This is a genomic window from Thalassobacterium sedimentorum (genome assembly GCF_031127905.1).
Classification (GTDB): domain Bacteria; phylum Verrucomicrobiota; class Verrucomicrobiia; order Opitutales; family Coraliomargaritaceae; genus Thalassobacterium; species Thalassobacterium sedimentorum.
Genome location: NZ_JARXIC010000032.1, coordinates 1 through 25853 on the forward strand (window position 1 = coordinate 1; position 25853 = coordinate 25853).

General features: G+C 52.9%; 22 protein-coding genes. 12 read left to right on the forward strand and 10 right to left on the reverse strand.

The window, feature by feature from the left end:
- Positions 1–189: 189 nt before the first annotated feature.
- Positions 190–2049, reverse strand: coding sequence for a GreA/GreB family elongation factor (locus tag QEH59_RS15075; protein ID WP_308986210.1), 1860 nt, complete (start codon positions 2047–2049; stop codon positions 190–192).
- A 53-nt stretch (positions 2050–2102) separates the two neighbouring features.
- Here QEH59_RS15075 and QEH59_RS15080 point away from each other — a divergent pair, with 53 nt between their 5' ends.
- Both QEH59_RS15080 and QEH59_RS15085 read left to right on the forward strand, forming a co-directional pair.
- Positions 2103–3416: an RsmB/NOP family class I SAM-dependent RNA methyltransferase gene (locus QEH59_RS15080; RefSeq protein WP_308986211.1), complete on the forward strand. Its 1314-nt coding sequence runs from the start codon at positions 2103–2105 to the stop codon at positions 3414–3416.
- A 122-nt stretch (positions 3417–3538) separates the two neighbouring features.
- On the forward strand, positions 3539–4210 hold the full coding sequence (locus QEH59_RS15085; RefSeq protein ID WP_308986212.1) for a DUF2293 domain-containing protein: 672 nt from the start codon (positions 3539–3541) through the stop codon (positions 4208–4210).
- A 113-nt stretch (positions 4211–4323) separates the two neighbouring features.
- On the opposite strand, the gene QEH59_RS15090 is transcribed toward QEH59_RS15085, so the two are convergent.
- The 3 genes from QEH59_RS15090 to QEH59_RS15100 form a co-directional block, all read right to left on the reverse strand.
- Positions 4324–6009, reverse strand: a complete 1686-nt coding sequence (locus QEH59_RS15090) for a fumarate hydratase (protein ID WP_308986213.1) — start codon at positions 6007–6009, stop codon at positions 4324–4326.
- Between the two features lie 144 nt (positions 6010–6153).
- A complete protein-coding gene (gene hisS, locus QEH59_RS15095) occupies positions 6154–7491 on the reverse strand; it encodes a histidine--tRNA ligase (protein WP_308986214.1) in 1338 nt (445 codons plus the stop codon).
- A gap of 89 nt (positions 7492–7580) precedes the next feature.
- Complete coding sequence (locus QEH59_RS15100; protein WP_308986215.1) at positions 7581–7901, reverse strand: HU family DNA-binding protein; 321 nt, start codon at positions 7899–7901, stop codon at positions 7581–7583.
- 95 nt (positions 7902–7996) lie between these two features.
- On the opposite strand from QEH59_RS15100, the gene QEH59_RS15105 reads away from it, so the two are divergent.
- From QEH59_RS15105 to QEH59_RS15115, 3 genes are all read left to right on the forward strand, one after another.
- Positions 7997–9601: an AAA family ATPase gene (locus tag QEH59_RS15105; protein WP_308986216.1), complete on the forward strand. Its 1605-nt coding sequence runs from the start codon at positions 7997–7999 to the stop codon at positions 9599–9601.
- Between the two features lie 48 nt (positions 9602–9649).
- A complete protein-coding gene (gene ubiE / locus QEH59_RS15110) occupies positions 9650–10351 on the forward strand; it encodes a bifunctional demethylmenaquinone methyltransferase/2-methoxy-6-polyprenyl-1,4-benzoquinol methylase UbiE (RefSeq protein WP_308986217.1) in 702 nt (233 codons plus the stop codon).
- A 289-nt stretch (positions 10352–10640) separates the two neighbouring features.
- Positions 10641–14102: a PPi-type phosphoenolpyruvate carboxykinase family protein gene (locus QEH59_RS15115; protein ID WP_308986218.1), complete on the forward strand. Its 3462-nt coding sequence runs from the start codon at positions 10641–10643 to the stop codon at positions 14100–14102.
- A gap of 408 nt (positions 14103–14510) precedes the next feature.
- Here the strand turns inward: QEH59_RS15115 and QEH59_RS15120 are convergent, their stop codons facing one another.
- A complete protein-coding gene (locus QEH59_RS15120) occupies positions 14511–17093 on the reverse strand; it encodes a M16 family metallopeptidase (RefSeq protein WP_308986219.1) in 2583 nt (860 codons plus the stop codon).
- A gap of 195 nt (positions 17094–17288) precedes the next feature.
- On the opposite strand from QEH59_RS15120, the gene QEH59_RS15125 reads away from it, so the two are divergent.
- Complete coding sequence (locus QEH59_RS15125) at positions 17289–17915, forward strand: hypothetical protein (RefSeq protein WP_308986220.1); 627 nt, start codon at positions 17289–17291, stop codon at positions 17913–17915.
- Here the strand turns inward: QEH59_RS15125 and QEH59_RS15130 are convergent.
- From QEH59_RS15130 to QEH59_RS15145, 4 genes are all read right to left on the reverse strand, one after another.
- A complete protein-coding gene (locus QEH59_RS15130) occupies positions 17893–18321 on the reverse strand; it encodes a Minf_1886 family protein (RefSeq protein WP_308986221.1) in 429 nt (142 codons plus the stop codon). The genes QEH59_RS15125 and QEH59_RS15130 overlap by 23 nt on opposite strands.
- A 94-nt stretch (positions 18322–18415) precedes the next feature.
- Positions 18416–19333 carry a homoserine kinase gene (gene thrB / locus QEH59_RS15135; protein WP_308986222.1) on the reverse strand — a complete coding sequence of 306 codons (918 nt, stop codon included), beginning with the start codon at positions 19331–19333 and terminating at the stop codon, positions 18416–18418.
- 115 nt (positions 19334–19448) lie between these two features.
- Entirely contained in the window at positions 19449–19925 is a 477-nt protein-coding gene (gene smpB / locus QEH59_RS15140) for an SsrA-binding protein SmpB (protein WP_308986223.1), read from the reverse strand.
- 56 nt (positions 19926–19981) lie between these two features.
- Complete coding sequence (locus QEH59_RS15145; protein WP_308986224.1) at positions 19982–20338, reverse strand: DNA-directed RNA polymerase subunit omega; 357 nt, start codon at positions 20336–20338, stop codon at positions 19982–19984.
- A 77-nt stretch (positions 20339–20415) separates the two neighbouring features.
- On the opposite strand from QEH59_RS15145, the gene rplM reads away from it, so the two are divergent.
- Complete coding sequence (gene rplM, locus QEH59_RS15150) at positions 20416–20841, forward strand: 50S ribosomal protein L13 (RefSeq protein ID WP_308986225.1); 426 nt, start codon at positions 20416–20418, stop codon at positions 20839–20841.
- 18 nt (positions 20842–20859) lie between these two features.
- Positions 20860–21252: a 30S ribosomal protein S9 gene (gene rpsI, locus QEH59_RS15155; RefSeq protein WP_308949258.1), complete on the forward strand. Its 393-nt coding sequence runs from the start codon at positions 20860–20862 to the stop codon at positions 21250–21252.
- On the opposite strand, the gene QEH59_RS15160 is transcribed toward rpsI, so the two are convergent.
- The gene (locus QEH59_RS15160) at positions 21249–21383 is read right to left on the reverse strand and encodes a hypothetical protein (RefSeq protein ID WP_308986226.1); all 135 of its coding nucleotides are present in this window, start codon (positions 21381–21383) and stop codon (positions 21249–21251) included. The genes rpsI and QEH59_RS15160 overlap by 4 nt on opposite strands.
- Between QEH59_RS15160 and argC the strand changes: the two genes are divergently transcribed.
- The 4 genes from argC to QEH59_RS15180 all read left to right on the forward strand — a co-directional run bounded on the left by argC (position 21367) and on the right by QEH59_RS15180 (position 25820).
- Positions 21367–22395, forward strand: a complete 1029-nt coding sequence (argC, locus tag QEH59_RS15165) for an N-acetyl-gamma-glutamyl-phosphate reductase (protein WP_308986227.1) — start codon at positions 21367–21369, stop codon at positions 22393–22395. The genes QEH59_RS15160 and argC overlap by 17 nt on opposite strands.
- Positions 22396–22419: 24 nt before the next feature.
- The gene (gene argJ, locus QEH59_RS15170; RefSeq protein WP_308986228.1) at positions 22420–23646 is read left to right on the forward strand and encodes a bifunctional glutamate N-acetyltransferase/amino-acid acetyltransferase ArgJ; all 1227 of its coding nucleotides are present in this window, start codon (positions 22420–22422) and stop codon (positions 23644–23646) included.
- A complete protein-coding gene (argB, locus tag QEH59_RS15175) occupies positions 23646–24536 on the forward strand; it encodes an acetylglutamate kinase (protein ID WP_308949261.1) in 891 nt (296 codons plus the stop codon). The genes argJ and argB overlap by 1 nt, the downstream gene beginning before the upstream one ends.
- 93 nt (positions 24537–24629) lie before the next feature.
- Complete coding sequence (locus tag QEH59_RS15180; protein ID WP_308986229.1) at positions 24630–25820, forward strand: aspartate aminotransferase family protein; 1191 nt, start codon at positions 24630–24632, stop codon at positions 25818–25820.
- Positions 25821–25853 lie beyond the last annotated feature (33 nt).

Genomic DNA, 25853 nt, shown 5'->3' on the forward strand with positions numbered 1-25853 from the left:
ATAAGCTTGGCCTTAGCGTAGCCTCGAAACTTTGTTTCGGGGAGCGATTGACATCGCCCCGGTTCCGAGAACCGAGGTTACAAAAGATATATCTACTAGGACCAAACTTTTTTCGAATTAGTATAAGCTGACCCAAAAAAGGCGCTCCCGATACGGAAGCGCCTTTTGTGTCAATTGAAACTGATCAGACTACTTAGCGTCGACCCAGCGGGCGATGCTAAGGATCGTCCACTGTTCTTCGTTACCACCAATCTTGGTGCTGACGGTCGCGCCAGTCTCTTTACCAAGCAGCGCTTGCGCGAGCGGTGTCTTGTAAGATAGGATATCGTTGTCCGGATCACTATCCCAAGCACCCAGAATCGAGTAACGCTGCTCCTTACCGGTGGAGCCTTCTCTTAGCTCCACGATACAGCCAATACCGACGTTTTCAGTGGTGGCCTCCGTAAAGTCAGTCACACGCGCACGCGAAAGATCTACCTCAAGCTCGTTCTTACGCGACAGCAGGATGTCCTGATCCTGGCGTGCCATCTTGTACTCCGAATTTTCCTTCAAGTCACCATGATCACGGGCCACCTGGATGGCCAATTTGTTCTCAGGAATCTTAGTGGCGATAAGTTCTTCGTATTCCGCCTTAGCCTCGTTGAAGCTTTCTTGTGAAACGATGAGCGCTTCCTCTTCCGAAGTTTCTGCAGCTTGGCCAGCGAGCAGACTTTGAACAGTGGGGAACTGCTTAATAAAGCGAGCAAGTAGCGACTTTTTAGTCAGATCCTCAAAACCTTGATTGAGCAAGAGTGTTTGAGCCAAATCATTGGCCGTTTCGACATTTGCCTGCGACAGCAAATCTGGAATCAAAGTGACATCATCGCTGAGCAGATCGGCCAGTGGAATGCGACGTGTGCTTGCATTCTGCAGCGCTTCATAATCAATCGCATAAAACATCGCGGCTAAGAGGCGTGGATTGACCAGCGGCTCGATAATGCTGCTATATTTCTTGGAAGCACGATTCTTAACCACCCAGAAAAGCAGTGGTCCTTTGATAGTTTGCTCCTTCAGCCAGCGATCCAAGCAGTAGCTAATACGCTCTTGCATCTCTTTCTCCAGCATAAAGTTAATACACTCGCTAGTGAACTTACCACTGGAATTACGCAGAAGATCCTCGACCATCGCCTGCCACTTTTCTGGATAGGTACGGCTAATTAAGTCCAGATAGCGCTTATAATATTGTGCCGGCAGATGCGCCGCTAGTTCCGAATAATCATTAGTCGCATCAAGGATAGAGGCCGAAGAGGGTTCAAGCGCCTCAACATCTTCATGCAAGTCGCGCGCCAAGTTATTGCGCACCCACACACCATGCAAACGGTCCGCTTGACTCAGGCTCTTAGCATTTGCGATGGCATCGGTAAGTTCTTCAAGAATTTGAGGCATTTCCTCACGCACCACGGAAATATTCTCAGATAGCGCGTATAACTTTTCACCGAGCTCAATCTTCTGCTTCGAATTCTTAGTCCCGCGAAACTGCTCAAGAATTTCATCCTCCGGCTTAACAGGGTTCTCGCGGTAGATATAGGGATCACTCTTCTTAAGCGGCACACCGATGCGTGGATCTTTGACCAATACCTTTTTAGTCGCGGTCCACCACTTCTTATACTTAATCGGCCCAATCACGCGAGAAAGTAAACGTTCGATCTCGGTCGACATCATGGCATGATTCTCGCTAGCAGAAATCATCTCACAAATCAAATCCGCAGGTCGTTTCTTAATCATTTCCTCAATCACATCCGCCTCTGTGCGCGAGCGCACCAGCAGGTCATTCGGCATTAAGATATCGAGTTTATCCACACAAAATGCAGGTGCCATGGCGTGGCCCTTCTTACCATCTTCAAAATCGATGATTAAACGGTCCTCCGCAGCGTTATAATCCACAATTTTACCAAAGCCCCAGCTGCGATGAAGGCAGTAGTTACCGGGCACCATTGTTTCGAGCTTCGCGCGATGCGAAGCCAATTTAGGGATTTTTTTAATGAGAGCGTCTATGGACTCTTTATTCATAATGATTGCTTGTCTTAGTCGTAAACTATCTACTATGGACAGTTTCCGCGCCAATGAGAAGTATTAAGTTTAGCTTATCCAGAAAGTCCACAACAGGGTGGGACGCTGCTGTACACTTAACAGAAGCCTACCTGTCGGGAGATCGAAAGGCCGATCAGCTGCTGGACGAGTTACCAGAAGAATTTATAGGCGATCGCCGCGCGGCCTGCCAATCACTTTTTTTGGGTGCCCTGCGACATGGGCACCGCACCAGAGCGGCCTTAAAGCAGCTACTGCGCAAGAAGGCCAAATCGGGCGTAGAAGCAATTCTACTGGTTTCGGGTTATGAAATTCTGGAAGCAGATACAGAACGTCACCCCAAAATCATCCACCACGCAGTCGAACGCAGCAAGAAACTGGTCAATCGCTTCGAGCAGGGCTTCTTAAATGCCGTGTTGCGCAAACTGCCGTCTGCACTCGCTCAAATTGACGCCACACAATCCCCAGCCGATTACTTCAGTCACCCGCACTGGCTAGTGGCACACTGGGAAAAAGAATACGGCAACGACTATCCGCAATTACTGCAATGGAACCAGAGCATCCCCACGACTTACCTCAAGCTCTACCCATCGACGACCGATCATGGCGCGCAGTCCGCTCTTCCCGAAGGGCTGGAAGCCACTGAGTGGCCGCAATTTTACCGAATCACTCCCCGGGTGTCATGGAAGGATGAACTGCTCCCTCTACTCAACCGGGGCAACGCTTACATCAAAGATCCATCCACCCGCCTCGCACCGGAATTGCTGGCACCGCAGGCTGGCGAATCCATACTCGATCTCTGTGCCGCCCCGGGAGGCAAAGCCTATGACATGGCGCACGCCATGAACGGCCAAGGACAAATCGTCGCCGTGGACCTGCCAGGTAATCGCATTGCGCGTCTCGAGGAAAATCTAGCGACCCTGCGCACAGAGGCATTAAACTGCACAATCATCGAATCCGATGTGCTCACACTCTCAGCGGCAGACTTCGAAGCTCAGGGGCTGAGCACCAGTTATGACGCAGTAATGCTCGACGCCCCCTGCTCCAACACTGGTGTGATCCAACGCCGAACCGACGTCAAATGGCGCTTGCGCCCGAAAGACATCCAACAATGTGCGGCACTGCAACTCCAACTCCTCCAAGCATCTGCTGGTTTTGTAAAAACCGGCGGGCGCATCGTATATAGCACCTGCAGCATCGAAACTGCCGAAAATAGCAAAGTAATCCAAGGCTTCCTCAACAGTGAAATCGGGCAGCACTTTCAGCTAATCGACAGTGCGATCAGTCTCCCCTGGAAGACAGGTCATGACGGCGCAGGCGCCTTTTTACTACAGCACAAAGGTCAATGAGCACCTGACCGGTTCCGAGCACCCAGACTGCGAGAACCATCCCTATAAAGTTCAAAATTCCGGGAAATTGGTACAATTTTAACTAGCCTCACCACGTGATTTGATGTGATTGATGTGCGCCAATGCTTGAATCACAAATCGTTCGCCCCTCTCCTAAGCCGCGCCATGTTTTCACCCTGCAAGGCGAACTCCTCCCCGTGCCAACAGGCTGGGCCCTACTACCTCCTGGCGATGCCGCATTGAGTCGGCGCATCAAACAGGACGGGCCGACTTGGACAGTGAAAGAGAAAAAGGGACGCAAGGAATTTTCCCGCGGCATCTGGGCGCCCGCCCACCGGATCGAGGCACTGCAAACGGCGCGTAATCTTGAGAAAAGCGATCCTGCTTATACCCAGAAACTCGAAGCGGGACGCGCACGACGCGCCAAGGCAGAAGTCAGCTACGCAGAAGACTTCACTCAAGCGCTACGCGACTATCTGAACTTCCACCCGCGCTATGCACTCCTGGCAGATCGCCTCAGTCAGCTGATTGCAGCGCACGCCACCCCCGTGGGTAGTGGCACCGTGGCCCGCACTAAGCGTATCCCAATCGAACAGCGGGCAGAAGCTGCCACCATCGCCTGGCTGCGGCACCAAACCACCGCCTACGATCATATGCAAATCCCACGCGTCAAAGGTGCCCGCCGCGAAGTGCGTCGCATGCTGGCCAAAGAATCCAAGCGCTTACTGGAAGCCTACCGCAAAGGCACCCGTATCGACGTCGAAAATTGCCCACTGCAAAAAGCGATTCGTTAAAGCGTTTCTCCCAAGTAATGGCGCCGTGCGCAACACCGATGAAGAACGCCTCAATGAACCATCCGGAACTCTAAAGCATTTCTCAAAAGTCTTTGCGCTTACCTGAGAGGGATCTACTTAGTCATTTCCGCACGAGCGTTTTCATACGCACTCAGCGCGCACTGCGAGCAGGCGGTGCGAACGTCGGCGAAGAAGTCGTTGCCCTTGTCATCGACGAGAATGTAGGCTGGAAAGTCCTCCACTTCGATTTTCCAAATGGCTTCCATGCCGAGTTCTGGATATTCCAACACTTCGACATTCTTAATATTGTGCTCCGCCAGCAAGGCAGCGGGCCCACCGATGGAGCCGAGGTAGAAACCGCCAAACTCTTTACACGCATCCGTGACCTGCTGCGAGCGATTGCCCTTGGCCAGCATAATCATGGAGCCGCCCTCCTTTTGGAAGGGATACACGTAACTATCCATCCGACCTGCCGTCGTAGGACCGAAGGAGCCGGAAGGCTTGCCAGCGGGCGTCTTGGCGGGCCCCGCATAATAAACGGGGTGGTTCTTCAAATACTCGGGCATGCCCTCGCCCTTATCCAAGCGCTCCTGAATCTTAGCGTGCGCGATGTCGCGGCCCACGATGATGGTGCCACTCAGCGAAAGCGGCGTGGCGACCGGATACTTGGTCAGCTCCGCTAAAATGTCTTTCATCGGACGATTCAGGTCGATGGCGACCGGGTCTTTTGGCTTCGCGATCTCGCCGTCGGCAGGAATGAAACGACCGGGATTTTCTTCCAATTGCTCCAGCCACAGGCCATCTTTATCGATGCGCGCCTTGGCATTTCGGTCGGCCGAGCAAGAAACGCCCAAGGCAACCGGGCAGGAAGCACCGTGACGTGGCAGACGAATCACCCGCACGTCCAGGGCAAAGTATTTACCACCAAACTGTGCGCCGTAGCCCATCTTGCGAGTGTATTCCAGCAGCTTGGCTTCGAGTTCTGTATCGCGGAAGGCTTGGCCGTATTCGTTGCCCTCAGTGGGCAGCTCATCGTAATACTTGGTCGACGCCAGCTTTACCGTCTTCAGGCAGGTCTCAGCCGAAGTGCCTCCAATCACAAATGCGATGTGATACGGCGGGCAGGCAGAGGTGCCCAAGGTGCCCATTTTCTCAATGCAGAATTTTTCCAAATTGGCAGGATTGAGCAGCGCCTTGGTTTCCTGATAGAAAAAGGTCTTGTTGGCGGAGCCTCCACCCTTGGCGACAAAAAGAAAGTCGTAACTGTCGCCATCCGTTGCCAGCAGGTCGATCTGAGCCGGCAAATTACAGCCCGTATTCTTTTCCTCATACATGGAAAGCGGAGCCATCTGCGAATAGCGCAGGTTCTCCTGGGTGTAGGTATTATAGACGCCCTGCGAAAGCGCTGCTTCGTCACCGCCGCCGGTCCAAACGCGCTGGCCCTTCTTCCCCAAAATGATGGCGGTACCGGTATCCTGACAGAAAGGTAGCACGCCGTGCGCAGACACCTCGGCGTTACGCAACATGGTGAGCGCGATGGTGCGGTCGTTTTCTGTGGCTTCTGGATCATCGAGAATGGCCGCCACCTTCTCCAAGTGCTCCGTGCGCAACTTGAAGGAGATATCCTTCATCGCAGCTTCCGCGATGTAAGTCAGCGCCTTGGGATCGACCTTCAGCATTGATTCCCCAGCGAAATCGACCGTTTCGACAAACTCGTTGGTCAGTAGACGATACTGCGTCTTATCTTTTCCAACTGGAAATTGCTTTTGGTAATGAAACTCAGGTGAGGGCTTAGCCATAGTTATACTTTCTAATTTAGTTCAACTTTAGAATTAGTAGCGCTACTCAAAAAGAATTGCAAGACCGTAGCGATTCAAATTTTTGAAGCCCGCGAGTCCACAGCAGGCCGCACAAAGCGGGCGTGACAGTCACGCCCCTACAACTTAAGATTCGAGACCACTCTCGAGCAACGCGGGCACTTGTTGCAGCAACTGATCGCGAGCGATTTCGGCCTCGGTGCCAGCGGTCAAGTCGCGCACTTTAACGACGCCGCGCTCCAACTCTTCGCTGCCGTAAATGAGCGCGAAGCGGGCACCGGATTGGTTGGCGGCTTTGAATTGCTTGCCGAAACCTTGATTCTTAAGCGGATACTCGACCTGATAACCGAGCGCACGCAGCTGAGCGGCATCCGCCAGCGCGGCGTCACGCTCGTCCTCGCCGCCGATGATCGCGATAAACTCGGGGCGCTGCATATATTCCGGCATCAGCGACTTGCTCTCGAGCAGGTCCACCAATGTGACATCGCCCATCGCGAAGCCGACCGCCGGCATATCGGGCCCGCCTAGTTTCTTAACCAGCGCGTCATAGCGCCCGCCCCCGGCCAAGGCACGCCCGGCGCCACTGGCCTCAAAGGCTTCAAAAACAAAGCCTGTATAGTATGCGAGCCCACGCACGATTCCGAGATCGATTTGAATAAAATCACCTGCGCCGGCTGCCTTGAGATTACGCAGTAGCTGCGCCCAGTCTTCCATGCGCGCCTTAGCTTGGGCTGCGAGATCACCTTCGAGTGGTAAATTTTCAATATACGCGCGCAAGCGGTCGAAGTCGCGAATCGCGATCGCCTCCTCGATGCGGCCCAGAAAGGCTTCCGCTTGCTCACCGAGCACGGGCGCCAGCTTCTCAATGGTCTTCGCTCGATCGGTGCGCTCGAGCTTGTCGATAATTCCCAACACGGTGGCACTGCCCGCCTCGTCGAGCCCCTCGGCTGCCAACATCAACAGCCACAGGTCACGGTCACTGAGGCGCACTTTAAAGTCACCCGCACTGAGACCAAAGGCTTGCAACGCCTGACAGAGCAGCGCGATCAGTTCGGCGTCGGCGGTCGGGCCTTGCTCGCCGAAGATGTCGACATTGAACTGATAAAAGGCACGTAAGCGCCCCTTCTGCGGACGTTCGTAGCGATAGTGTTCACCAATATTGAACCACTTGACGGGACGCTTCAAGCTATTAGCCTTAGCACCGATCAAGCGCGCCAACGAAGGCGTCATTTCCGGGCGCAGAGCCACCGCACGGCCGCCGCGGTCTTCAAAATTAAACAGTTGGCTGACGATTTCTTCACCCGATTTTTCGATATACAGCTCCAGTGGCTCCAGCACCGGGGCATCGTATTCCAAAAAATTAAAGGCACGCGCGACCTGACGCCAGCGACCAAAAACATGATTCCGACGCGCACAGGCCTCCGGATAAAATTCCCGGAATCCGGGTAGCGTTTCAAACTGCATAATGAATTCTCCTCAGAGAGATACTCGCGAAAACAGAAGTAGCGATGCCAGCTTAAGCCGAATCAGCCATAAAAACTGCACAGCGAAAGCTAGGCCTCTCCTTCAATGGCATCCACGTCCAAGTCCTTGAGCTGTGCCTTCAGCTCCTTACCTGCCTTGAACTTAATGACCGCCCGCTTGGGAATCACGACATCGGTCTCTGGCTTATTTGGATTGCGACCGATGCGGGATTTGCGAATCTGCACTTCAAACACGCCAAAATTGCGTAGCTCGACATTGCGGCCTTCACTTAAAGCTCTGGCAATCGCGTCCAGAGTGAGTTGCACAGTTTCTCGCACTTCTTTTTGCGGAAAATCAGTTTTATCGTAGATATCTAGGACGATATCGCGTTTGGTAAGGTTATTGGACATCCTGTGTGTGCTGGGTGAGCTTGCGAAAATGAAAATCAAAAGTTACTGTTGCAGCGATACTTCGGATCACGAAAACACTGTCAAACTAGAAAAATATGAGTGATAAAGAACCACCAAATCCTTTCGAGGAAATTCAACGACAATTAAAAGATTTGTTCAAGGACTCGAATGTGAAAGTTTCCACCCACGGCTTTTCAGAGGGAGACCCCTTCCCTGACGAGCCGCTCGCAGATGAGCCCGCAGCTTCATCCGAGCCCTCTAAGAGCGCATCGACGCTCGAGAACATTCGCAACTTCCACCTCAAGCCCAAAGAGATTCGCGATTATTTAAATCGCTTTGTCATCCGACAGGACGAAGCCAAAAAAGTACTTTCAGTAGCCATCTGCGATCACTACAACCATGTACGTGCGACTCTCGCCTCCGAAAAAACGGAAGCCAAAGAGTATAGTAAGCAGAATTTACTCTTCCTCGGACCAACGGGCGTCGGTAAGACCTACTTAATGAAAAACGTCGCACGTCTGATCGGCGTGCCCTTCGTCAAAGCGGATGCAACCAAATTTTCCGAAACCGGCTACGTCGGCTCTGATGTCGAAGATCTGGTGCGCGATCTTGTCAAAGCGGCCGACGGCGACATCGAATTGGCGGAAAAAGGTATTATTTTCGTCGATGAAATCGATAAAATTGCCGGTGAAGCCGGCGCCGGCGGCCGCGATGTGTCCGGGCGCGGCGTGCAAATCAACCTGCTCAAGCTGATGGAAGAAACCGAGGTCAACCTTTTCAGCCCCACAGATATGATGGCACAGATGCAGGCCGCGATGGAAATCCAGCGCGGCGGCAAACCAAAACGTAAATCGATCAATACCAAAAACATCCTGTTCATCGTAAGTGGCGCTTTCGACAAACTGGCCGAATCGATCAAAAAACGCCTCTCCAAAAACGAGATGGGCTTCGGGGCCAGTGTCAGCGACGAGGAAGAAGACCTCTCCGCCTACCTACAACACGCCGAGACCAGTGACTTTATCAAATACGGATTCGAGCCAGAATTCATCGGCCGTGTGCCGGTGCGCTGCGCCTGCTCGGCACTGAGCTCCAACGACTTGGCGCACATATTAACGACCTCAGAAGGCAGCGTGCTGCATCAGTATCGCGACGACTTTGGAGGCTACGGAATCGACTTCGACATCGGCCCCGAAGCCATTATGGCCATCGCCGAAGCAGCCAGCCAAGAAGGCACTGGTGCCCGTGGCATCATGACTGTGATGGAGCGCCTCTTTCGCGATTATAAATTCGAGCTGCCCTCAACCGCGATTAAACACTTTGAAGTCACGCCCGAAATGATCGCCAACCCCGCAGCCAGCCTGCAGGCACTCAAAGCTGAAAACGCCCACCTACAAGCTGCAGTCTGGGAAAATGACATTAAACGCTACGCCACGGCCTTCGAGAAGCAGCACGGCTTCACCCTGGAATTCAAACCGCTGGCCATTGAAGCCTTGCTGCAGGAAGCCGAAACACAAGATCAGAGCATACAGTCACTTTGCAGTGACAAATTTAAAGATTTTGAGCACGGATTGAGTATTATCAATCGCAACACAGGCCAGACCGTCTTCAAAATCGGCAAACTCGCGATTCAAGATCCAGATAAGGAGCTTTCCAAATGGGTGGTTCGTAGCATAGAGAGTGTCAAAGGAAGCTCAGATTGAGATTGAACGATCTGCCAAGTTCCCACTCCCTACTCTTCACTTAATAAGATGCCAGAAGGAAAAGCAGTCAGCCAAATGTTCGCCGGAATCGCCGGGCGCTACGACGTGGCCAATCACCTCTTAAGCGGAGGTATCGATTTTTATTGGAGACGCGTGCTCACCCGCATGGTGCAGCAGCGTGCGCCCAAGGATGTAGCGGACCTCGCAACAGGCAGCGGCGACGTGGCCTTCAAGCTGCGCGACCGCATGGGCACCAGTGTGCCCGTGACTGGCCTGGACTTCTGTGAGCCGATGCTTGACGAGGCCCGCAGCAAGCGCGCGGCCAAGCCTGCATATGCCGATATCGAGTTCGCCTTCGGTGACTGCATGCAACTGCCACTAGCAGACGCCTCCGTCGATGCGATCACAATTTCATTTGGGGTGCGCAATTTCGAAGATCGCCAGCGGGGGCTGAAAGAGATCCTACGTGTACTACGCCCAGGTGGACGCCTGTTCGTGCTGGAGTTTTCGCAGCCAGACCGCTGGTTTCGCCCAATCTACTATTTTTACCTGAAATACATTTTACCCTGGGTGGCAGCCATTGCCACTGGTGACAAAAGTGCCTACGACTACCTGGCTGGCACGATTGAGAATTTCCCGACCAAGGAAGCGCTCGCCGAGCAACTCAAACTCGCCGGCTACCAAACAGTCTCCGCGAGGGGACTGACCTGCTCTATCGTGGCCATTCATGAGGCGCGTAAAGCAGAATAAGTCTCACTCGTCACAGAAGCCCCAAGCATTCTTAAATTCCAGCAGTAAAAAATTCTTTCTATTTTTTACAACTGAGCGTGCGACAACAGGAAAATAACTAATCACACACAAATCACCGATAAGCTTAGCTTATACAAGGAGTGTGTTATCATTAAAGAACAGCACCGTTATGACGGTTCCTCTTGCCATTAGTTGAATTATCAAAATACACAAGGATGGGCACGATTGCTGCCTCACGTACACATAAAACAAAGCCCGAATCTTCCAACTGAAACAAAAAACCAACACCATGGACTTCACCACACAGCTCGGACTCGACCCAAACACTGCGGCCTATGCTCACGATGAGCAATCGCTTCTCGAATATGTGAATTTAAAACTGACCTCGATCGGCCAACCGATCTTCGAGGATGTCAGCGATTCTCGTTTTAGCAGCTTGAGCAAATCGTTGCTCGCCAGCTATCAAGAGAAATCACGCTTGCTAGCGGACTACCTGCCCCCCTGCGACCAACGTTTACAGAGCTTTATCAGTGATTACTTTGACGATCTCGATCTCAGCGAGATGCCACACTTACCCAATAACACCCTAATTCTGGATCGGCATGGGGTGGCGCGCACCCTATCACTACCTGCAAAGGGAGATCACTTTTCCTCGGAAATCATCGACTCCTACCGCATTCAACAAGGGGTACTGCATAATCCAAAAAGCGACCGCCGCACCACTAAGGGCGTCTTCCATGTCACTGAAGGGGGACTGCCGATCCCCAATGACAAAAAAGCGGTCCCCAAACTAGCTGCAGCGCGCTTATTTGCCAAAGCGCTACGCGGTGCACCGGAATCCTTGCAAACATTGCCCTTCCTCGCCCACCAGGAAGACAAAGCCCGCGCATGGGTCTCCTTGTTACTGCGCCCGGTAGTCGTCCCCGAAGTGGATGGTTTCAGCAAAGAAAAGACCATGGAAGTGCGTTTCTTCGCCCCCGGCAACTTGGTATGCAACCTCGACTTCGTGGAATCTATCTTTGGCAACGCTGGAGATCCCTTCATCGCGGACAATGACGCAGCCCTGGACCCAGCCCACTGGACGGGACACAGCGGTTGCGTGATTCTGGCACCACACCTAATGGGCACCACCAAAATGGAACTGGGCCTCCCCAACATTAAAGATGCCACCGAGCGCCAGATTCGAGATGGTATGTGCTGGGAAAAAGAAGACGAACTCTATAACGATGGCGGCGCATTCAAAATCACCTGTCGCGATGAGCGCGGAGTCGTCATCACGGCCATTGCCGACAATTACTTCGGCTACTGCAAGAAAGAGGTCAAAACACAGATCGGCTACTCGGCCAACCTACACGGCCTCGCTGAAGAAGAACACGCAGGCGGCACACTCGCCTTCACTGGCTACGACTTGGGAGAGGACTTCCAGCTCAGCCAATACTACCCGGAAGTCGACCAGACCTTCGATGGTGTCGTGGCACGCTACATCGACCGCCTCGACGTCAAACCGATTGGTTACGCGATCGATAAAAACTTTAACAACATCATCTATATTCCTGAAGATGCCCGCATTGAATTAAATTCACAGCGCATCAGTTGGACCAAAGATGGTAAGGAACAAGAAATTAAGCTACTACCAGGTAATACCTACGTGCTCCCCTCCGGCTATAAAGTCGAAATGATGAAGCCCGCAGAAGGCCGTCGTTGGCGCTTGGTCGGCTACACCGCAGAAAGTCGCGTTTGTCACAAGCCCTGTACAGTCTCCGGCGGCGGTAAATCCGAAATTTCCAAACCGATCACTGATGCAATCATTTCCGGGCCAGTGTTTGTTAGCGAGTTCGAAAAAGATTTCGATTTGGCTGAAACCATCATCGAAAAGGAATATGGCCAACGCTTTCTGGACGAATCCAAAAACAAGACCAAAGGCCGTGCCCTACTGAGCAAGGACCGCTCGCTCGGCTCTGTGGTCAAACTGCTCACACCATCCAAGGGTGAATACAAAGAAGACTACAACACTTGGCTTAAAACAATTCCACAACACGTCAAAGAACTGGTGCTGATCATCAAACGATTCTACAAAGAAGATTGGGGTAGCGATTGGCGCAAGCGTTTCAGTGTCGACCTGATCAACGGCGAGCCAGGCAATATTCTGCGCTATCGTGGCCAGCAAATGCTCACCCAGTATCTACGTGTGGGTTACACTGAAAACGGTTCTTGGCGCACCTTTGGTCTTCGCAAGGATTTCATTCCCGCGGCCAAAATATCACTGGAGGACGATATCACAGCATCTGTGGTGGCTCCAAGTTCACAACTCAGCAGCCTACCTCCTGGATGGTCGCTTCCCTCCGCCAAGTTCGTGCATAATTGCGAATACCGCTTCTTCCAACGTCCGGACGATGCCATCATTCGCGGTTACGACAAGGGCGCGGAAGAAGACCTCAGCTCTTTTGGTAGCTTCCTGAGCAACTACGAGCCGCTGGGCCGTGAATTTGCCAAAGACGAAACTGAAGATGCCATCCGTTTCGGCCAATACACCGAGCCGATGCGCAAGATGGTGCTCGAATTCAACAAGGGCGATTCGCCTGACTACTATTCCACCAATGCGTATCCACGCATCGTCGATGGCAGCCCCACGAAGAACCCCCGCTACCTACAAGTCCGCCCGGACCTGAAGGACCCGCGTGCGGTTTACCTGGCCGACATGAGTTCACGCCTCTTCCGGCGCCAGGATTCGCAGTCCGCACTCTTGCGTCCTGTCACCTCGATCCTACCAGGGCGTCGCAACAATCCAGCCGAACCAGACGCTGGCGTGAAGCCACTCTGTGTATTCAGCCCAATTCATCACATGGAGCTGCCTGAGCTGTTCATGGAGTATATCGCAAGTATCACTGGCAAGTCGCCCTCCACCACAGGTGCCGGCTCTGAAGGTGCCTTAACTAAAGGCCCCTTCAACGCACTGCCTCCAATCTACGATATGAACAACGCGCTCGTATCCTATCTCGCGACTGACCAGCCGGCCTTTATTACTGCTGCTGGATATGTGGGCCCCAACTTCCGGGTCGATCATGACATCAGCCTACTGGTACCTGAAATCTGGTGCCGACTGAAGGATAACGAAACCGACCCCAAATGGATGCTGGAGCACGGCTATCTGGAAAAGGTAGAAGATTTCGAACACAAGGGCAAAAAGGTGCTCGCGAGCCGTATCGGCTATCGCATCACTGCAAAGTTCGTCCGTATTTTCTTCGGCCGCGTCTTCAACAGTCCGACCTCGGTATTGGATGAACAGATGCTGAAGCCAGAGCTACAAGACATGGACACCTTCGTCGAAGGCATGGAAACCATAGTCGCAGCGCATAAGCAAGCGGCCGAAAACTACTTCGAGGACGGATCAATTGAAGATGCCTGCCCTCCGCTCAAGGCACTGCTGCACATCATGAAAGACGGACACTACCAAGGCGAAGGTCTCGACTCTCCCAAGGTGCGCAAACTATTCACCCGCGAGTCGATGCTATCCAGCGATTGGTATGCGGAACGCCTACAAAGCCAACAGGAACACGACATCGCTCAATGGAAGACGAATGTTGAGTATCTGAAGCACTTCCTTCAACGCGAGTCACACTCCGGGGTCGCAAAGCGCTTAGACATCGAAGCACGCCTCACTGCAGCGAAAGAAGAGTTGGATAAGGTCAGTTCAAAGAAATACCTGAAGGCCCTGGTCGGCACACTTGGGCGCCAACCCATCCACCAGTAAGCCGCAGCGACAGGTTTATATCCAAAAGCGCAGGCCAATCGCCTGCGCTTTTTTTGGGTGGAGCAGGCCCGAGCTAGCTCAAACACGCCGCATGCCAAATGTAATACCAAGTCGCGCCATTATCTGGTAATTCGATCTCCCCGAAACAGAGTTTCGAGGCCACGCAACTTCGGTTCGACTAATACCACTTCTAAGAATATATGATCTATAAGCTTGGACTTAGCGTAGCCTCGAAACTTTGTTTCGGGGAGCGATCGGCATCGCCCCGGTTCCGAGAACCAAGGTTACAAAAGATATATCTATTAGGACCAAACTTTTTTCGAATTGGTATAAGAGATGGCCAAATTATTCGGTTAATTTGCCTGCGTTTCCAAGGATTCCTAATAATATTTTCAGATCAATACTGATCTAGCTGGCGGCGGGCCCCACGATGAGCTGCACGCGTTTGTCCGCGGCGAAATATTTCCGCGCAAAGCGAGCGAGTTCGGCAGCATCGACGCGATCCAATTGTTCGGCATGCTCCGCATCATCGTCAATCGGCAAGTCGTAGGTCACTTGAATCGCAGCGTGCATCGCCCGTGCACCAAGTGTCTGCTTGCCCATTGGACGTGCTGCTTTCAAGCGCGTGCGACAACGAGCGAGTTCATCTTCAGTCACCTCCGCGTCTGCCACTCGCGCGATTTCGAGGTCGATCTCGCGCACGACAGCCTCAGCCTGCGTAGGATGCGTGCCCGCATAAAAAACAAACATTCCGGTATGCAAACCAATCACCCGCGTGCTCCCAACATAATAGGCCATGCCCTGGTCTTCACGCACACGTTCAAAGAGACGACTCGACATACCGCTAAATAATTCATTCAGCACTTCTGCGACAATAAAATCCTTCGTCTGAATACCCGCATCAGGATAAGCCTGTAATACGACTGCTTGTTCGCGCTCCATAATTTCACTACCGCTATAAGCGTTCGCAAGCACGGGAGCAGCCACATCTGCGAGCTGGAAGGATGCAGCTGGTAGCTTGGACTCCAAAAATGGACGCAGGCGCTCGAGCATGACCGAGCTCTGAAAATCACCGGTCACAGACAGCACCAAGTTACTCGCATGAATCAGCCTACGGTAATGCGCAGAAATATCTTCCACGGTCAGTTGTTCTAAATCGGCAACACGTCCATCCGAACCAACTGCAAAAGGATGCTCTCCAAAGAATCGCTCACGCAATTTACGAAATCCAAATTCAAGAATTTCGTCATCCTCTTCCTTCAGGCTGGCGACCTGCGCTGCGCGCTCAACCTCAAAGGTGGCAGGTTTAAAGGCTGGCTCAATCAGCGCATCACTCAATAATTCAAGCGCGGTATCCAGATCTGCAGGTAAGACCTCGATCGAAAAACTAATGGTATTGTTGCCTCCTGTGGCCGAAAAACTACCACCGATACTTTCAATCAATTCTGCAATCTGCTGCGCACTGCGGCGAGCAGTATCCTTAGTCAATAACTCACCCAGCAAAGAGGAGATTCCACGCTGCTCAGCAGGCTCATAAAGTGGACCGCCCTTAAATACACAGCGAAAATGCACCTTGGGCAAGCGACTGTCTGGCTGTAGCAACAGACGGGCTCCATTGGACATAGTCACCTGCTCAAACGGCTCAAGAGCCAGCTTCTCCTCCAACGCCGCCGTGCTGTCAATAACCTGCGGCGCAGGCCCAAGCGTGACCGCCGACATGCTCTCCTCGACCAAGTAGCGCTGCGCAGCAGCTTGCAGATCACCGGGCTGAACCGCTTGCAATCTTTTAAGATAACGACGTCCGTAATGAATATCCCCAATCACAACCTCACCCAGCCCAAGGCGTGATGCTTGACCACTCATCGTCTTACGACCGTTGATTTCGGAAGTGAGTGCCTGGCGACGTGCCTTTTCCACCACTGATTCCGGCAAGCCTTGCGTCACGACTTCGGCCAATAAATCCAAAATCGCCTGTTCGACTTCGGCACTTTTGACCGCATCACAAACATAGGAGATCCAGAAAAGGCCACTGCCGCCCGGGTTCCAATTGCGACAATCGATGTAATTAACAAGGTTCCGCTGATTTCGGAGACGTTCCCAGAGCAAGGAACTCTCACCACCACCCAGCGCATGCGCCAGCGAATCCAAACAAGGCGAATCAGGATGACTCATATGAGGCACCTTAAATCCGAGACCACCGCGAAAAATATTGTACTCACCCACAATATCTTCCCGACGAGCAGCAAGTTGAACCGGCTCTTCCTCCACACGCACTGGTGCCAAACGCCCGCGCGGCACTGAACCAAAACAGCGGTCGATCTCCGCAAGACACTCTTCCGGGGCGACCGCTCCCACCACCGACACCACCATATTATTAGGCACATACCGTGCATGATAATAGGCCCGTAACTCCTCACTGCTTACCTGTTCATACAGAGCACGATGCCCAATCACTGGTTCACGATAAGGGTGTCGCTGAAACGCAGTCCGAAACAAGGCCTGACTCAATTGACGATCAGGGTCGTCAAGCCCCATATCAATCTCTCGCAAAATAACCGCTCGCTCACGCTCGACCTCATGAACTGGTAAGGTCGAATGTAAAACGATGTCGGCAAGCACATCCACGACCTGATGAAATGCAGACGAAGGTGCATCAATATAATAAACCGTACGATCAAAAGTAGTGTAAGCATTGATAGCCCCCCCCATGGCATGCACTTCACGACTAATGGATTTACCATCCCGGCGCGAGGTTCCCTTAAAGAGCATGTGCTCCAAATAATGCGACAAACCAGAACCAATCAACGAATCCTCATGAATGCTACCTGTTTTCACCCAAACTTGCACAGAGACCACCTCACTGGAAAAATCAGGACGATTGACCAGTGTCAGGCCATTTGACAAGGTATGACGCTCGACCGGCGCCCGAAACAGACGCTCGATCAACTCGTTGGATTGGGTGGCGGAGAACTGACTAGGCGATATTTGCATAAAACCGAACAGTAAGAACACTCGCTGGCACAATTTCGATCTTTAGTTTGCAATCGACACCTAAGTATTACACCTTAGTTATCTCCAGAAACTCCTTCATTCATTTGTTAGAAGATTGTTTAACTTACTGAATACAAGTATGCTATAGATTTAGACTATTGATTCAAACACCCCCGTCCGCATATTCAGTCTAAGATGTTTTCACTCTCCAAATCAAAACGCAATAGACGGCAGCAATCAACGATTCAGCCGCCGCCCCCGCCGCCTCCGCCCAAACGTCAGGCATCCCGGCAACTAAGCTTAAAAACAGCCATCGTTGCAGCCACTCGACGCGAAGGCGCTCAAGTGTCCCCGCTGCTCAGCCCAATCGATGAATTCCCCTCGGTCAAAACCAAATCTGGCCAGCAGCAGGAGATGGAAGCCCATCTGCTGGAACTACAAGCAGAGATCATCGTCCGGGAGGACCAGGTGTCGCAACGCGAGAAACGGATTGAAGCACGCGAACTCGAGCTTAATGAGCGTGAAGCCCTCCTACAAGCGCACAAGACTTTACTCGAAAGTAAAAATTCCAAAGCCCGCCCCAAGGTAGACAATCACAACGACCTAGACAAAGAAGCGAAAGCGCTAAAAGCCCTACAGCGGGAACTTGAAGCACAGGAAGCCTCCCTGCAAGAAGCACGCCGTCTGCTCCACGAGCGGGAGGCCTTTATCGAGAAATGCGAAAACGAATTGGTCGAAAAGTCGATGCTACTCACCGAACGCGAAGCTCAGGTGGAACAAGACGAAGACGATAACAACATTAACTCATCCGTGGCTTCTTAATTGTGGGCTTTATCCGCTCAGGACGAAAAGGACGATCAAAAGCAGCTGCAAATTGATAGCCGCCCGAAAAGTCCTCCACACTATCCTGGTCAGTTTTTCCCAGCACCTTACATTCCACTAGGTTGAAAACGATGTTACCAAAATCACGACACTCACTGATGCCCCAATGCTCCAAGACAGGTCGTGCCATGGGGCCGTATTGATCAATCGCATACAAGCGAATCCCTTCCAGCAATTGCTTGCCGGTCAAATGATTGGACTTATCCAGGTCCCCGGATTTATGCAGTTCTTTCAAACTGAAATCCAAGGCTTGTCGCAGGAAATAATAGGCGCCACGCGCATAACGTGTATCATCCTTACGGATCGCACGGATCACTTCATTAAAATCTCGATTCGAGTCATTCACTATAGATCAATGAAGATGAAAATTAAGAGAGGTCAACACTCGCTCGCCACAAGGATCGAAAAGCTCGGCAGCCTCCGCCACGATGCTATGAAATTTACTCTGCGGATTCAACACTCACGGTTAGGCCACGATTATCCGTCATCAAACGATAACTGCGACATTGAATGCCATTGCCCGAATAAGCTTGCTCCATCGCTGCCGCCACCACGCGAGCCTTATCCTGGCTCGTCACACACATTACTGTCGAACCACTCCCACTCAACCAGCCGGTATACGCTCCAGCATGACAGCCGGCCTCAATACTCTCGCGACCAAAGGGATTCAACAACTCACGGTAAGGCTGGTGAATATAATCATTTACTGCGCCATCCAAACGAGAAAAATCCCCAGACACGAGCGCCCCAACCAAAAACGCCAAGCTATTGGCACTACGCACGACATCATGAAACGGAATATTGTCAGGCAACACGCGCCGTGAGTTCTCTGTAAGTACCTTATAATCCGGCGACACAGCCACAAATGTCAGCGACTCCGGCAAAGAAAAGCGGACGTGCTCACGGTAGGTAAAATCACTAGGATTGGTGCGAGCGATGCAAAATCCCCCCGCAAAGACCGCACAAGCGTTATCCGGCGCATTATCCAAGCAAGTGGTCAAACGTATCATTGCCTCTAAATCCAGCGGCTTGCCATGTAAATGATTCAAACCAGCCACGATCGCAGCACGTATCGTCGAGCTGGACCCCAACCCACGTGCCTCTGGAACATCTCCCCAAATCTCATAATCAAAGCCCAACTGAGAGACCTGCGCCTCATTCGTAAAAGCCTGAACGGCCTGCTCAACCATGGCCTGCGTCGCATCGCTCACCGATTCGATCGCGCAAATCTGTGTATCTTCACGCTCAACCAAACGCACAAAATTATATAACGAAAGCGCAATGCTCAGCGTATCAAAGCCCGGTCCACAATTAGAAGTGCTGGCAGGGGCTTGTATGATAATGGAACGAGGAGACATAGTTACAAAAGATGAATAAGAACTGCACCACAGAGTGCTCTGCAAAAGTTCGTATAGTTAAGCAATAAGGTAAAAATGCAATCGGTTCAGCAAAGAAAACCCAAGCTTGCCCAGCTCATCTGCGATAATCACGCATATCTCGTTCGGCCTCACGCATAGTAATCTTCTTCTTCAAAGTCTCCCGCTTGTCGTGCAGCTTTTTACCGGTGCACAACGCAATCTCCACCTTAATCAGACCGTGCTTCAAGTAGATACGTATGGGAATCAAGGACTTCCCACCAGCCTCCATAGCACCGATAAACTTGTGAATCTCCCGGCGGTGCAACAGCAACTTACGTTTACGACGGGGAGGATGATTTTGAAAATTACCAAATTTATACTCCCCGACATGCGAATGATACATCCAGACCTGCCCCTTCTCCACACGGCAGAATGCCTCGCTAATTTGCGCATCCCCGTGACGAATCGCCTTCACCTCAGTCCCCTGCAGTACGATTCCAGCCTCAAAGGAATCGCCCACAAAATAATTGTGATGGGCTTTACCATTGCGGATCTCACGCTGGTGATCCTTAGATTTTTTTTTGGCGCACACGTTAATTCACCCCTCCAGTTGAGGAACGTAGAGGGCACGCTGTTATTAAGAAGGGCTTACTCCTCTTCAGGTTCAGAAAGCTGATACGTAATCTTACCTTCCATGATCTCTCGCAAGGCCATATCTTCAGCTGAAAGACGCTCCAAGGACTCAATGAGCGGCTTATAACCACTCTTCAGTTGCTTGGCACGGCGGGACACCACATTGACCAGAATCATCGGATCTGTGATTTTCTTCTGCGCTTCTCTTAAATAGTCGTCTCTCAAAGTCGTATTCCTCCAGTGTGTGTGTTTCAGATGGGAAAAACAGCGCAAAATGAAGGGTGCAAGATCATTTGCAATAAAATTCTGCCACACATCAAATTCGGCTCTGATTTGCCCTATATTATACTGCCCTTCGCCACGACTATTCATACAGGAAGAAAAAACCCTAAAAATTCCCATTGACAGCGGACCTGCCCATTCTACTGTTCACCGCTTTTCCAAAAATCATGAAGACGACTTTAGCTACCAAATCCGACCATACCAAAAGCTGGTATGTAGTCGATGCTGCCAACGAAACACTCGGCCGCATTTCCGTAAAAATTGCCAACGTGCTGCGTGGTCGCCATAAGCCGACCTACACACCGCACGCTGATACAGGCGACTTCGTTGTGGTTATCAACGCTGAGAAGATTAAAGTCTCCGGCAAAAAGAACACAGATAAGAGCTACATGTTCTATTCTGGCTGGATGGGCGGCGAAAGCCACGTCAGCATGAGCGATATGCGCGCTAAAAAGCCTGAGTTCATCATTGAGCACGCTGTTAAAGGTATGCTCCCACGCAACAAGCTTGGTCGTGCAATGATCAAGAAACTTAAAATCCACGCCGGTGCCGAGCATCCTTACGAAGCACAACAGCCTAAACCTTTGGTTTAATAGCCCAACTTTAATACCATGAGCGAAGAAACATTTGTAACCGTCGGCCGTCGTAAGACAGCCACCGCACGCGTCCGCCTCACTCGCGGCACTGGCAAGGTAGTCGTTAACGGCTCCGAGCCTCTCGCCTACTTCAAGACTGAAGAGTTTGCCAACGCTGCCCTTTCTCCTTTGAAGACAGTTGAGATGTCCGATCAAGTGGATATCACTGTAAAAGCACAAGGTGGTGGCCTCAACGGCCAAGCTGGTGCAGTTCGCCTCGGTATCGCCCGCGCTCTTGAGAAGCTGAACGCAGATTTGCGCGTGCCCCTCAAACAAGAAGGCCACATGAAGCGTGACCCTCGCTCTCGTGAGCGTAAGAAAGCCGGTCAACCCGGTGCACGTAAGCGCTTCCAATTCTCGAAACGTTAAACCGCCAGCGGCGGCAATGGTCGCATCTCTTTTTGCAACCCTCCAAAGCCGCGCAAGCGTGCCTTGGAGGGTTTTTTCGTTTCATTAGCTCCACTTAAAATCACTAATACAATCATGAATGCAGCAATCATAGGCGCCTCGGGCTACTCCGGCGAAGAACTGGTCCGGCTTCTTTCCCGGCACCCGGATGTCAAACTGACGGCAGTGACCTCGCGCTCGCTGGCAGGTAAATTAGTGGGCGATCAAATGCCGGCCCTGCGACATCTGGTAGGCGACCTGTCTTTTACCGCATCCAATCCGGCGGAGCTCGCCGCCTCCACGGAGATCGACATCTTTTTTCTCGCGCTCCCCCACGGCGTGGCTTCTGAGTTTGCCGATCCACTCTATCAAGCCGGCAAAACGGTGATCGACCTCAGCGCGGACTTCCGCCTCGGCTCGACTCGGGTGTACGAAGACTATTACGGCCAAGCACACCCGGCCCCACACCTACTGGAAGCCGCTCCCTATGTCATCCCGGAACTCGCCGACGACAAATGGAAGAGCGCCTCGCTGATTGCCTGCCCGGGCTGCTACCCGACCAGCATTCAATTGCCACTGGTCCCCTTGCTCAAAGCGGGACTGATCGACCCCAAGGGAATCGTCATCAATAGCTACAGTGGTGTCAGCGGTGCCGGCCGTAAGGTCGCCGAAGACTTCATCTACTGCGAGCGCAACGAAAGCATGAAGGGCTATGGTATGCCCAAGCACCGCCACCTGTCCGAGATCGAAGAGCAACTCGAAAAAGCTGCCTTCGCCGACTGCATCGTGCAGTTCAACCCACACCTCGCCCCCATGTCACGCGGCATCTCCACCACCATCGTGGCCAAGGCCAAGCTCAAAGACTCTCTAAAGAGTGTCTACGACACCTGGGAAAAGGCCTACGGCAGCAAGCCTTTTGTATCCGTACTGCCCACAGGCACCTTCCCAGACACCAAACACGTAACCGGCACTAACCGGGCCGACATATCCGCGGTGTACGACCCACGCACGGGCAATTTCATCATTAATTCTGTCATCGATAATCTCATCAAGGGTGCCAGTGGCCAAGCCGTCCAACTCATGAATCTAAAGTTCGGCTTCGAAGAAACCGCTGGCCTACTCTAATCTCAGCTCTCAGCCCTCATCCCAATGATCCAAGTTCAGCTAATCGAAAATCCACAAGGTATCGCCGACTGCCCCGGCTTCAAATCCGCGGGTGTCGCCGCGGACATCCGGGAGAAGGGCGACCTCCAACGACTTGATCTAGCATTGGTGACAGCCGAGCAACCTTGCAATGCTGCGGGGGTCTTCACGCTCAACGATGTGTGTGCCGCCCCCGTGCACGTGTGCAAGGCGATCCTCTCACAGCCCAACATGAAGGTCGCCGGCTTTGTTGCCAATAGCGGCAATGCCAACGCAGCTACAGCGGAACAGGGCATGCGCGACGCCAAGGAAATGTCTGCGATCGCACAGCTGGAGACCGGTATCGGCTCGCCTTTTTTGGTCTGCTCGACCGGGCGCATCGGACGCAAGCTGCCCATGGGCAAAATTAAATCCGGCATCGCCGCGGCCGCACACGCACTCAGCTCAGAAACACAGGCCTCGCTGGATGCAGCCGATGCCATTCTGACCTCCGACACCCGGCGCAAGTGCGCCACAGCACGCTTCACCTACCAAGGCCAAACACTCACCGTCGCGGGCATCGCCAAGGGCGCAGGCATGATCGAGCCCAATATGGCCACCATGCTCGCCTTCCTCACCACCGATCTGGAGGTGGACAACGCCGCGCTGAAAGATACTCTGGTCCAAGCCTGCAATCAGACCTTTAACCGTATCTCAATCGACGGCGACATGAGCACCAACGACACCGTGCTACTACTCGCCAACGGCAAGTCCGGCTTGGTGCCCAACGATTCACCCGAACTGTTGCAAGCCTTCCGCGAGGCCGTGCTCCAGGTCTGCGATGCTCTGGCGGAAAAAATCGTCGGCGATGGTGAAAAAGTAACCAAACTGGTCGAATTAGTCGTCGAAGGCTGCCAAAGCGAACAGGACGCCGAAAAAGTGGCTCGCGCCGTGGGCAACTCCTTATTGGTCAAGACTTCCTGGTATGGCTCCGACCCAAACTGGGGCCGCCTCGCCGACGCCGCCGGCTACGCCCGGGTCGGACTCAAAGAAGCATGCTTCGACATCCACTACGACGATGTGCCCGCCCTCATCGGTGGACTCCCCCAAGACAGCAACCTCGCCCAGTGGAAAGCGATCGTTTCTAAAAAACGCTTCCGTATCACTCTCAATCTAAACCAAGGCAGCGGCAGCTTCCGCCTACTCACTTCCGATCTCAGTGAGGCCTACGTAGACTTCAATAAATCCGAATAATGTCCGATATTTCCCAACTCGACGTCACCACCAAGGCAGCCGTGCTGCTTGAAGCGCTTCCCTACATCCAACGCTTTCGCGATGCGATCTTTGTGGTGAAATACGGTGGTGCCTTTATGGACGATGCCGACCCGATGGTGCGCACCCGTGTCGCCACCGACATCGCCTTCTTGCATGCGGCCGGCATCAAAGTTGTGGTCGTACACGGCGGCGGCAAAGCCATCACACGCGCACTGGCTGAATCCAATGTGCAAACACGCTTCGAGCACGGTCTTCGCGTCACCGACGCCGAGTCGGTCAAAGTGGTCGACCACACTCTCAACAAAATCGTCAACCTCGAGATTTGCGAAATCCTGCAGGCCAAAAACGCCCGCCCACTCGCGATTCCGGGTAACAACATCCTGGTCTGCGATAAGAAACAAGTCGTCGTGGACGGCGAAGAACTCGATCTGGGCTTCGTCGGTGAGACGCATACCGTCAAAACCAAAATCATTAAAAAAGCACTCAACGATGGCTACATCCCCATCATTTCACCCATCGCCTGCGACGAAGACGGCCAAGTGTATAATACCAACGCCGACGCCGCCGCAGGTCGTGTGGCCGCCGCGCTGCGCGCCCGACGCCTCGTCTACCTCTGCGACGTGCCCGGACTGATGAAGGATATAAATGATCCCACCTCGCTAATCTCTTCACTCAACGCCGACGATGTCGCCGGCCTGGTCCAAGATGGCACCATCAACAAAGGCATGATTCCCAAAACCGACAGCGCCGTCAAAGCGCTCCGCAGTGGCGTGCACCGTGTCCACTTTATCGACGGCGAGCAGCCCCACAGCCTACTACTGGAAATTTTCACCGACAAGGGCGTCGGCACCGAAATCGTTAATTCGTAGCGAGCCTTTCGACTCGGTTAACCCGTTTTCAGTTTACCGTCCCTCAGTTCAACCGAAAACTGACAAACAGAAAACCAGCCAACTTTTCCTCCCATGAACCACCATCCGACACTCATCAAAAACTACGGCCCGCCCGCGTTTAACGCCGTGCGGGGCCAAGGCGTGTATCTCTACGACGACGCCGACAACGAGTATTTAGATTTTGGCAGCGGCATCGCCGTCACTTCTGTGGGGCACTCCCACCCGAAATGGGTGGCGGCAATGCATACCCAAGCCGCCACACTCACTCATTGCAGCAACCTCTACGGCATCCCCGGACAGCAAAAGCTCGCCGACCGCCTCGTTGCTAAAGCTGGCCCTGGCCGGACGCTCTTCTGCAATAGCGGCGCCGAAGCCAACGAGGCTTTGATCAAACTAGCACGGCTGCACGGAAAAAAGCTGAGCGGCGAAGAAGGCAAACGCTTCACAGTCGTCGCCGCGAAAAACGCCTTCCACGGACGGACCTTCGGCGGTATGGGCGCCACACCTCAGGAAAAGATCCAAGGCGGCTTCCGCCCCATGCTGGAAGGCTTTAAATTTGGTGAGCTCAACAACATCGAGAGTTTCGACCAACTAGTCGACGACTCCGTAGCCGCCGTATTCATCGAATCCATACAAGGCGAAGGTGGCCTCTTCCCTGCCGAAAGCAGCTTTCTACAAGAATTACGGGCACTCTGCACCGAGCGGGGCGCACTGCTCATGCTGGATGAAGTGCAATGCGGCATCGGCCGCAGTGGACACTTTTTCGCCTTCGAAGCCAGCGGCGTCCAACCCGACGCGATCGGTATGGCCAAAGGCCTCGGCGCCGGGTTCCCGATCGGCGCCATCTGGGTCTCGGAGCCCTACGCCGAGCTCTTCCAGCCCGGCTCGCACGGCACGACTTTTGGGGGCAGCCCGCTCGCCTGTGCCGCTGCCAACGCTACCCTCGACATTATCGAAGAGGAGCAACTCATCCAACAGGTGGCTGCCAACAGCCCGGCCTGGCATGCTCAACTACAAAAACTCGCCCAAAAGTATCCCGAGCTGATTGCTGGCATACGGGGTGCTGGATACATGGTCGGCCTCGTGCTCAAGCCCGAAGGCCTCAACCTCAGCATCACAGCGGCCGCCCGTGAGAAAAAGCTACTCGTCGTCCCCGCGGGCAACAACGTCGTTCGCTTACTGCCCGCACTCATCGCGACACCCGCACAACTCAGCGAATCCGTCGAAATCCTCGATGCCATCTTCGCCAACACCGAAGCTTAAACTTCGAATATTAAATCATTTCTAACTCCTTTA

Coding starts and splice junctions, on each gene's coding strand:
- argJ (WP_308986228.1), top strand. CDS start 22,420: ATGATCCAAGTTCAGCTAATCGAAAATCCACAAGGTATCGCCGACTGC.
- QEH59_RS15125 (WP_308986220.1), top strand. CDS start 17,289: ATGTTTTCACTCTCCAAATCAAAACGCAATAGACGGCAGCAATCAACG.
- argB (WP_308949261.1), top strand. CDS start 23,646: ATGTCCGATATTTCCCAACTCGACGTCACCACCAAGGCAGCCGTGCTG.
- QEH59_RS15090 (WP_308986213.1), bottom strand. CDS start 6,009: ATGGCTAAGCCCTCACCTGAGTTTCATTACCAAAAGCAATTTCCAGTT.
- QEH59_RS15145 (WP_308986224.1), bottom strand. CDS start 20,338: ATGAATAGTCGTGGCGAAGGGCAGTATAATATAGGGCAAATCAGAGCC.
- rplM (WP_308986225.1), top strand. CDS start 20,416: ATGAAGACGACTTTAGCTACCAAATCCGACCATACCAAAAGCTGGTAT.
- rpsI (WP_308949258.1), top strand. CDS start 20,860: ATGAGCGAAGAAACATTTGTAACCGTCGGCCGTCGTAAGACAGCCACC.
- QEH59_RS15075 (WP_308986210.1), bottom strand. CDS start 2,049: ATGAATAAAGAGTCCATAGACGCTCTCATTAAAAAAATCCCTAAATTG.
- QEH59_RS15160 (WP_308986226.1), bottom strand. CDS start 21,383: ATGATTGCTGCATTCATGATTGTATTAGTGATTTTAAGTGGAGCTAAT.
- QEH59_RS15115 (WP_308986218.1), top strand. CDS start 10,641: ATGGACTTCACCACACAGCTCGGACTCGACCCAAACACTGCGGCCTAT.
- QEH59_RS15180 (WP_308986229.1), top strand. CDS start 24,630: ATGAACCACCATCCGACACTCATCAAAAACTACGGCCCGCCCGCGTTT.
- ubiE (WP_308986217.1), top strand. CDS start 9,650: ATGCCAGAAGGAAAAGCAGTCAGCCAAATGTTCGCCGGAATCGCCGGG.
- thrB (WP_308986222.1), bottom strand. CDS start 19,333: ATGTCTCCTCGTTCCATTATCATACAAGCCCCTGCCAGCACTTCTAAT.
- QEH59_RS15085 (WP_308986212.1), top strand. CDS start 3,539: ATGCTTGAATCACAAATCGTTCGCCCCTCTCCTAAGCCGCGCCATGTT.
- QEH59_RS15100 (WP_308986215.1), bottom strand. CDS start 7,901: ATGTCCAATAACCTTACCAAACGCGATATCGTCCTAGATATCTACGAT.
- QEH59_RS15080 (WP_308986211.1), top strand. CDS start 2,103: ATGAGAAGTATTAAGTTTAGCTTATCCAGAAAGTCCACAACAGGGTGG.
- QEH59_RS15105 (WP_308986216.1), top strand. CDS start 7,997: ATGAGTGATAAAGAACCACCAAATCCTTTCGAGGAAATTCAACGACAA.
- argC (WP_308986227.1), top strand. CDS start 21,367: ATGAATGCAGCAATCATAGGCGCCTCGGGCTACTCCGGCGAAGAACTG.
- QEH59_RS15120 (WP_308986219.1), bottom strand. CDS start 17,093: ATGCAAATATCGCCTAGTCAGTTCTCCGCCACCCAATCCAACGAGTTG.
- hisS (WP_308986214.1), bottom strand. CDS start 7,491: ATGCAGTTTGAAACGCTACCCGGATTCCGGGAATTTTATCCGGAGGCC.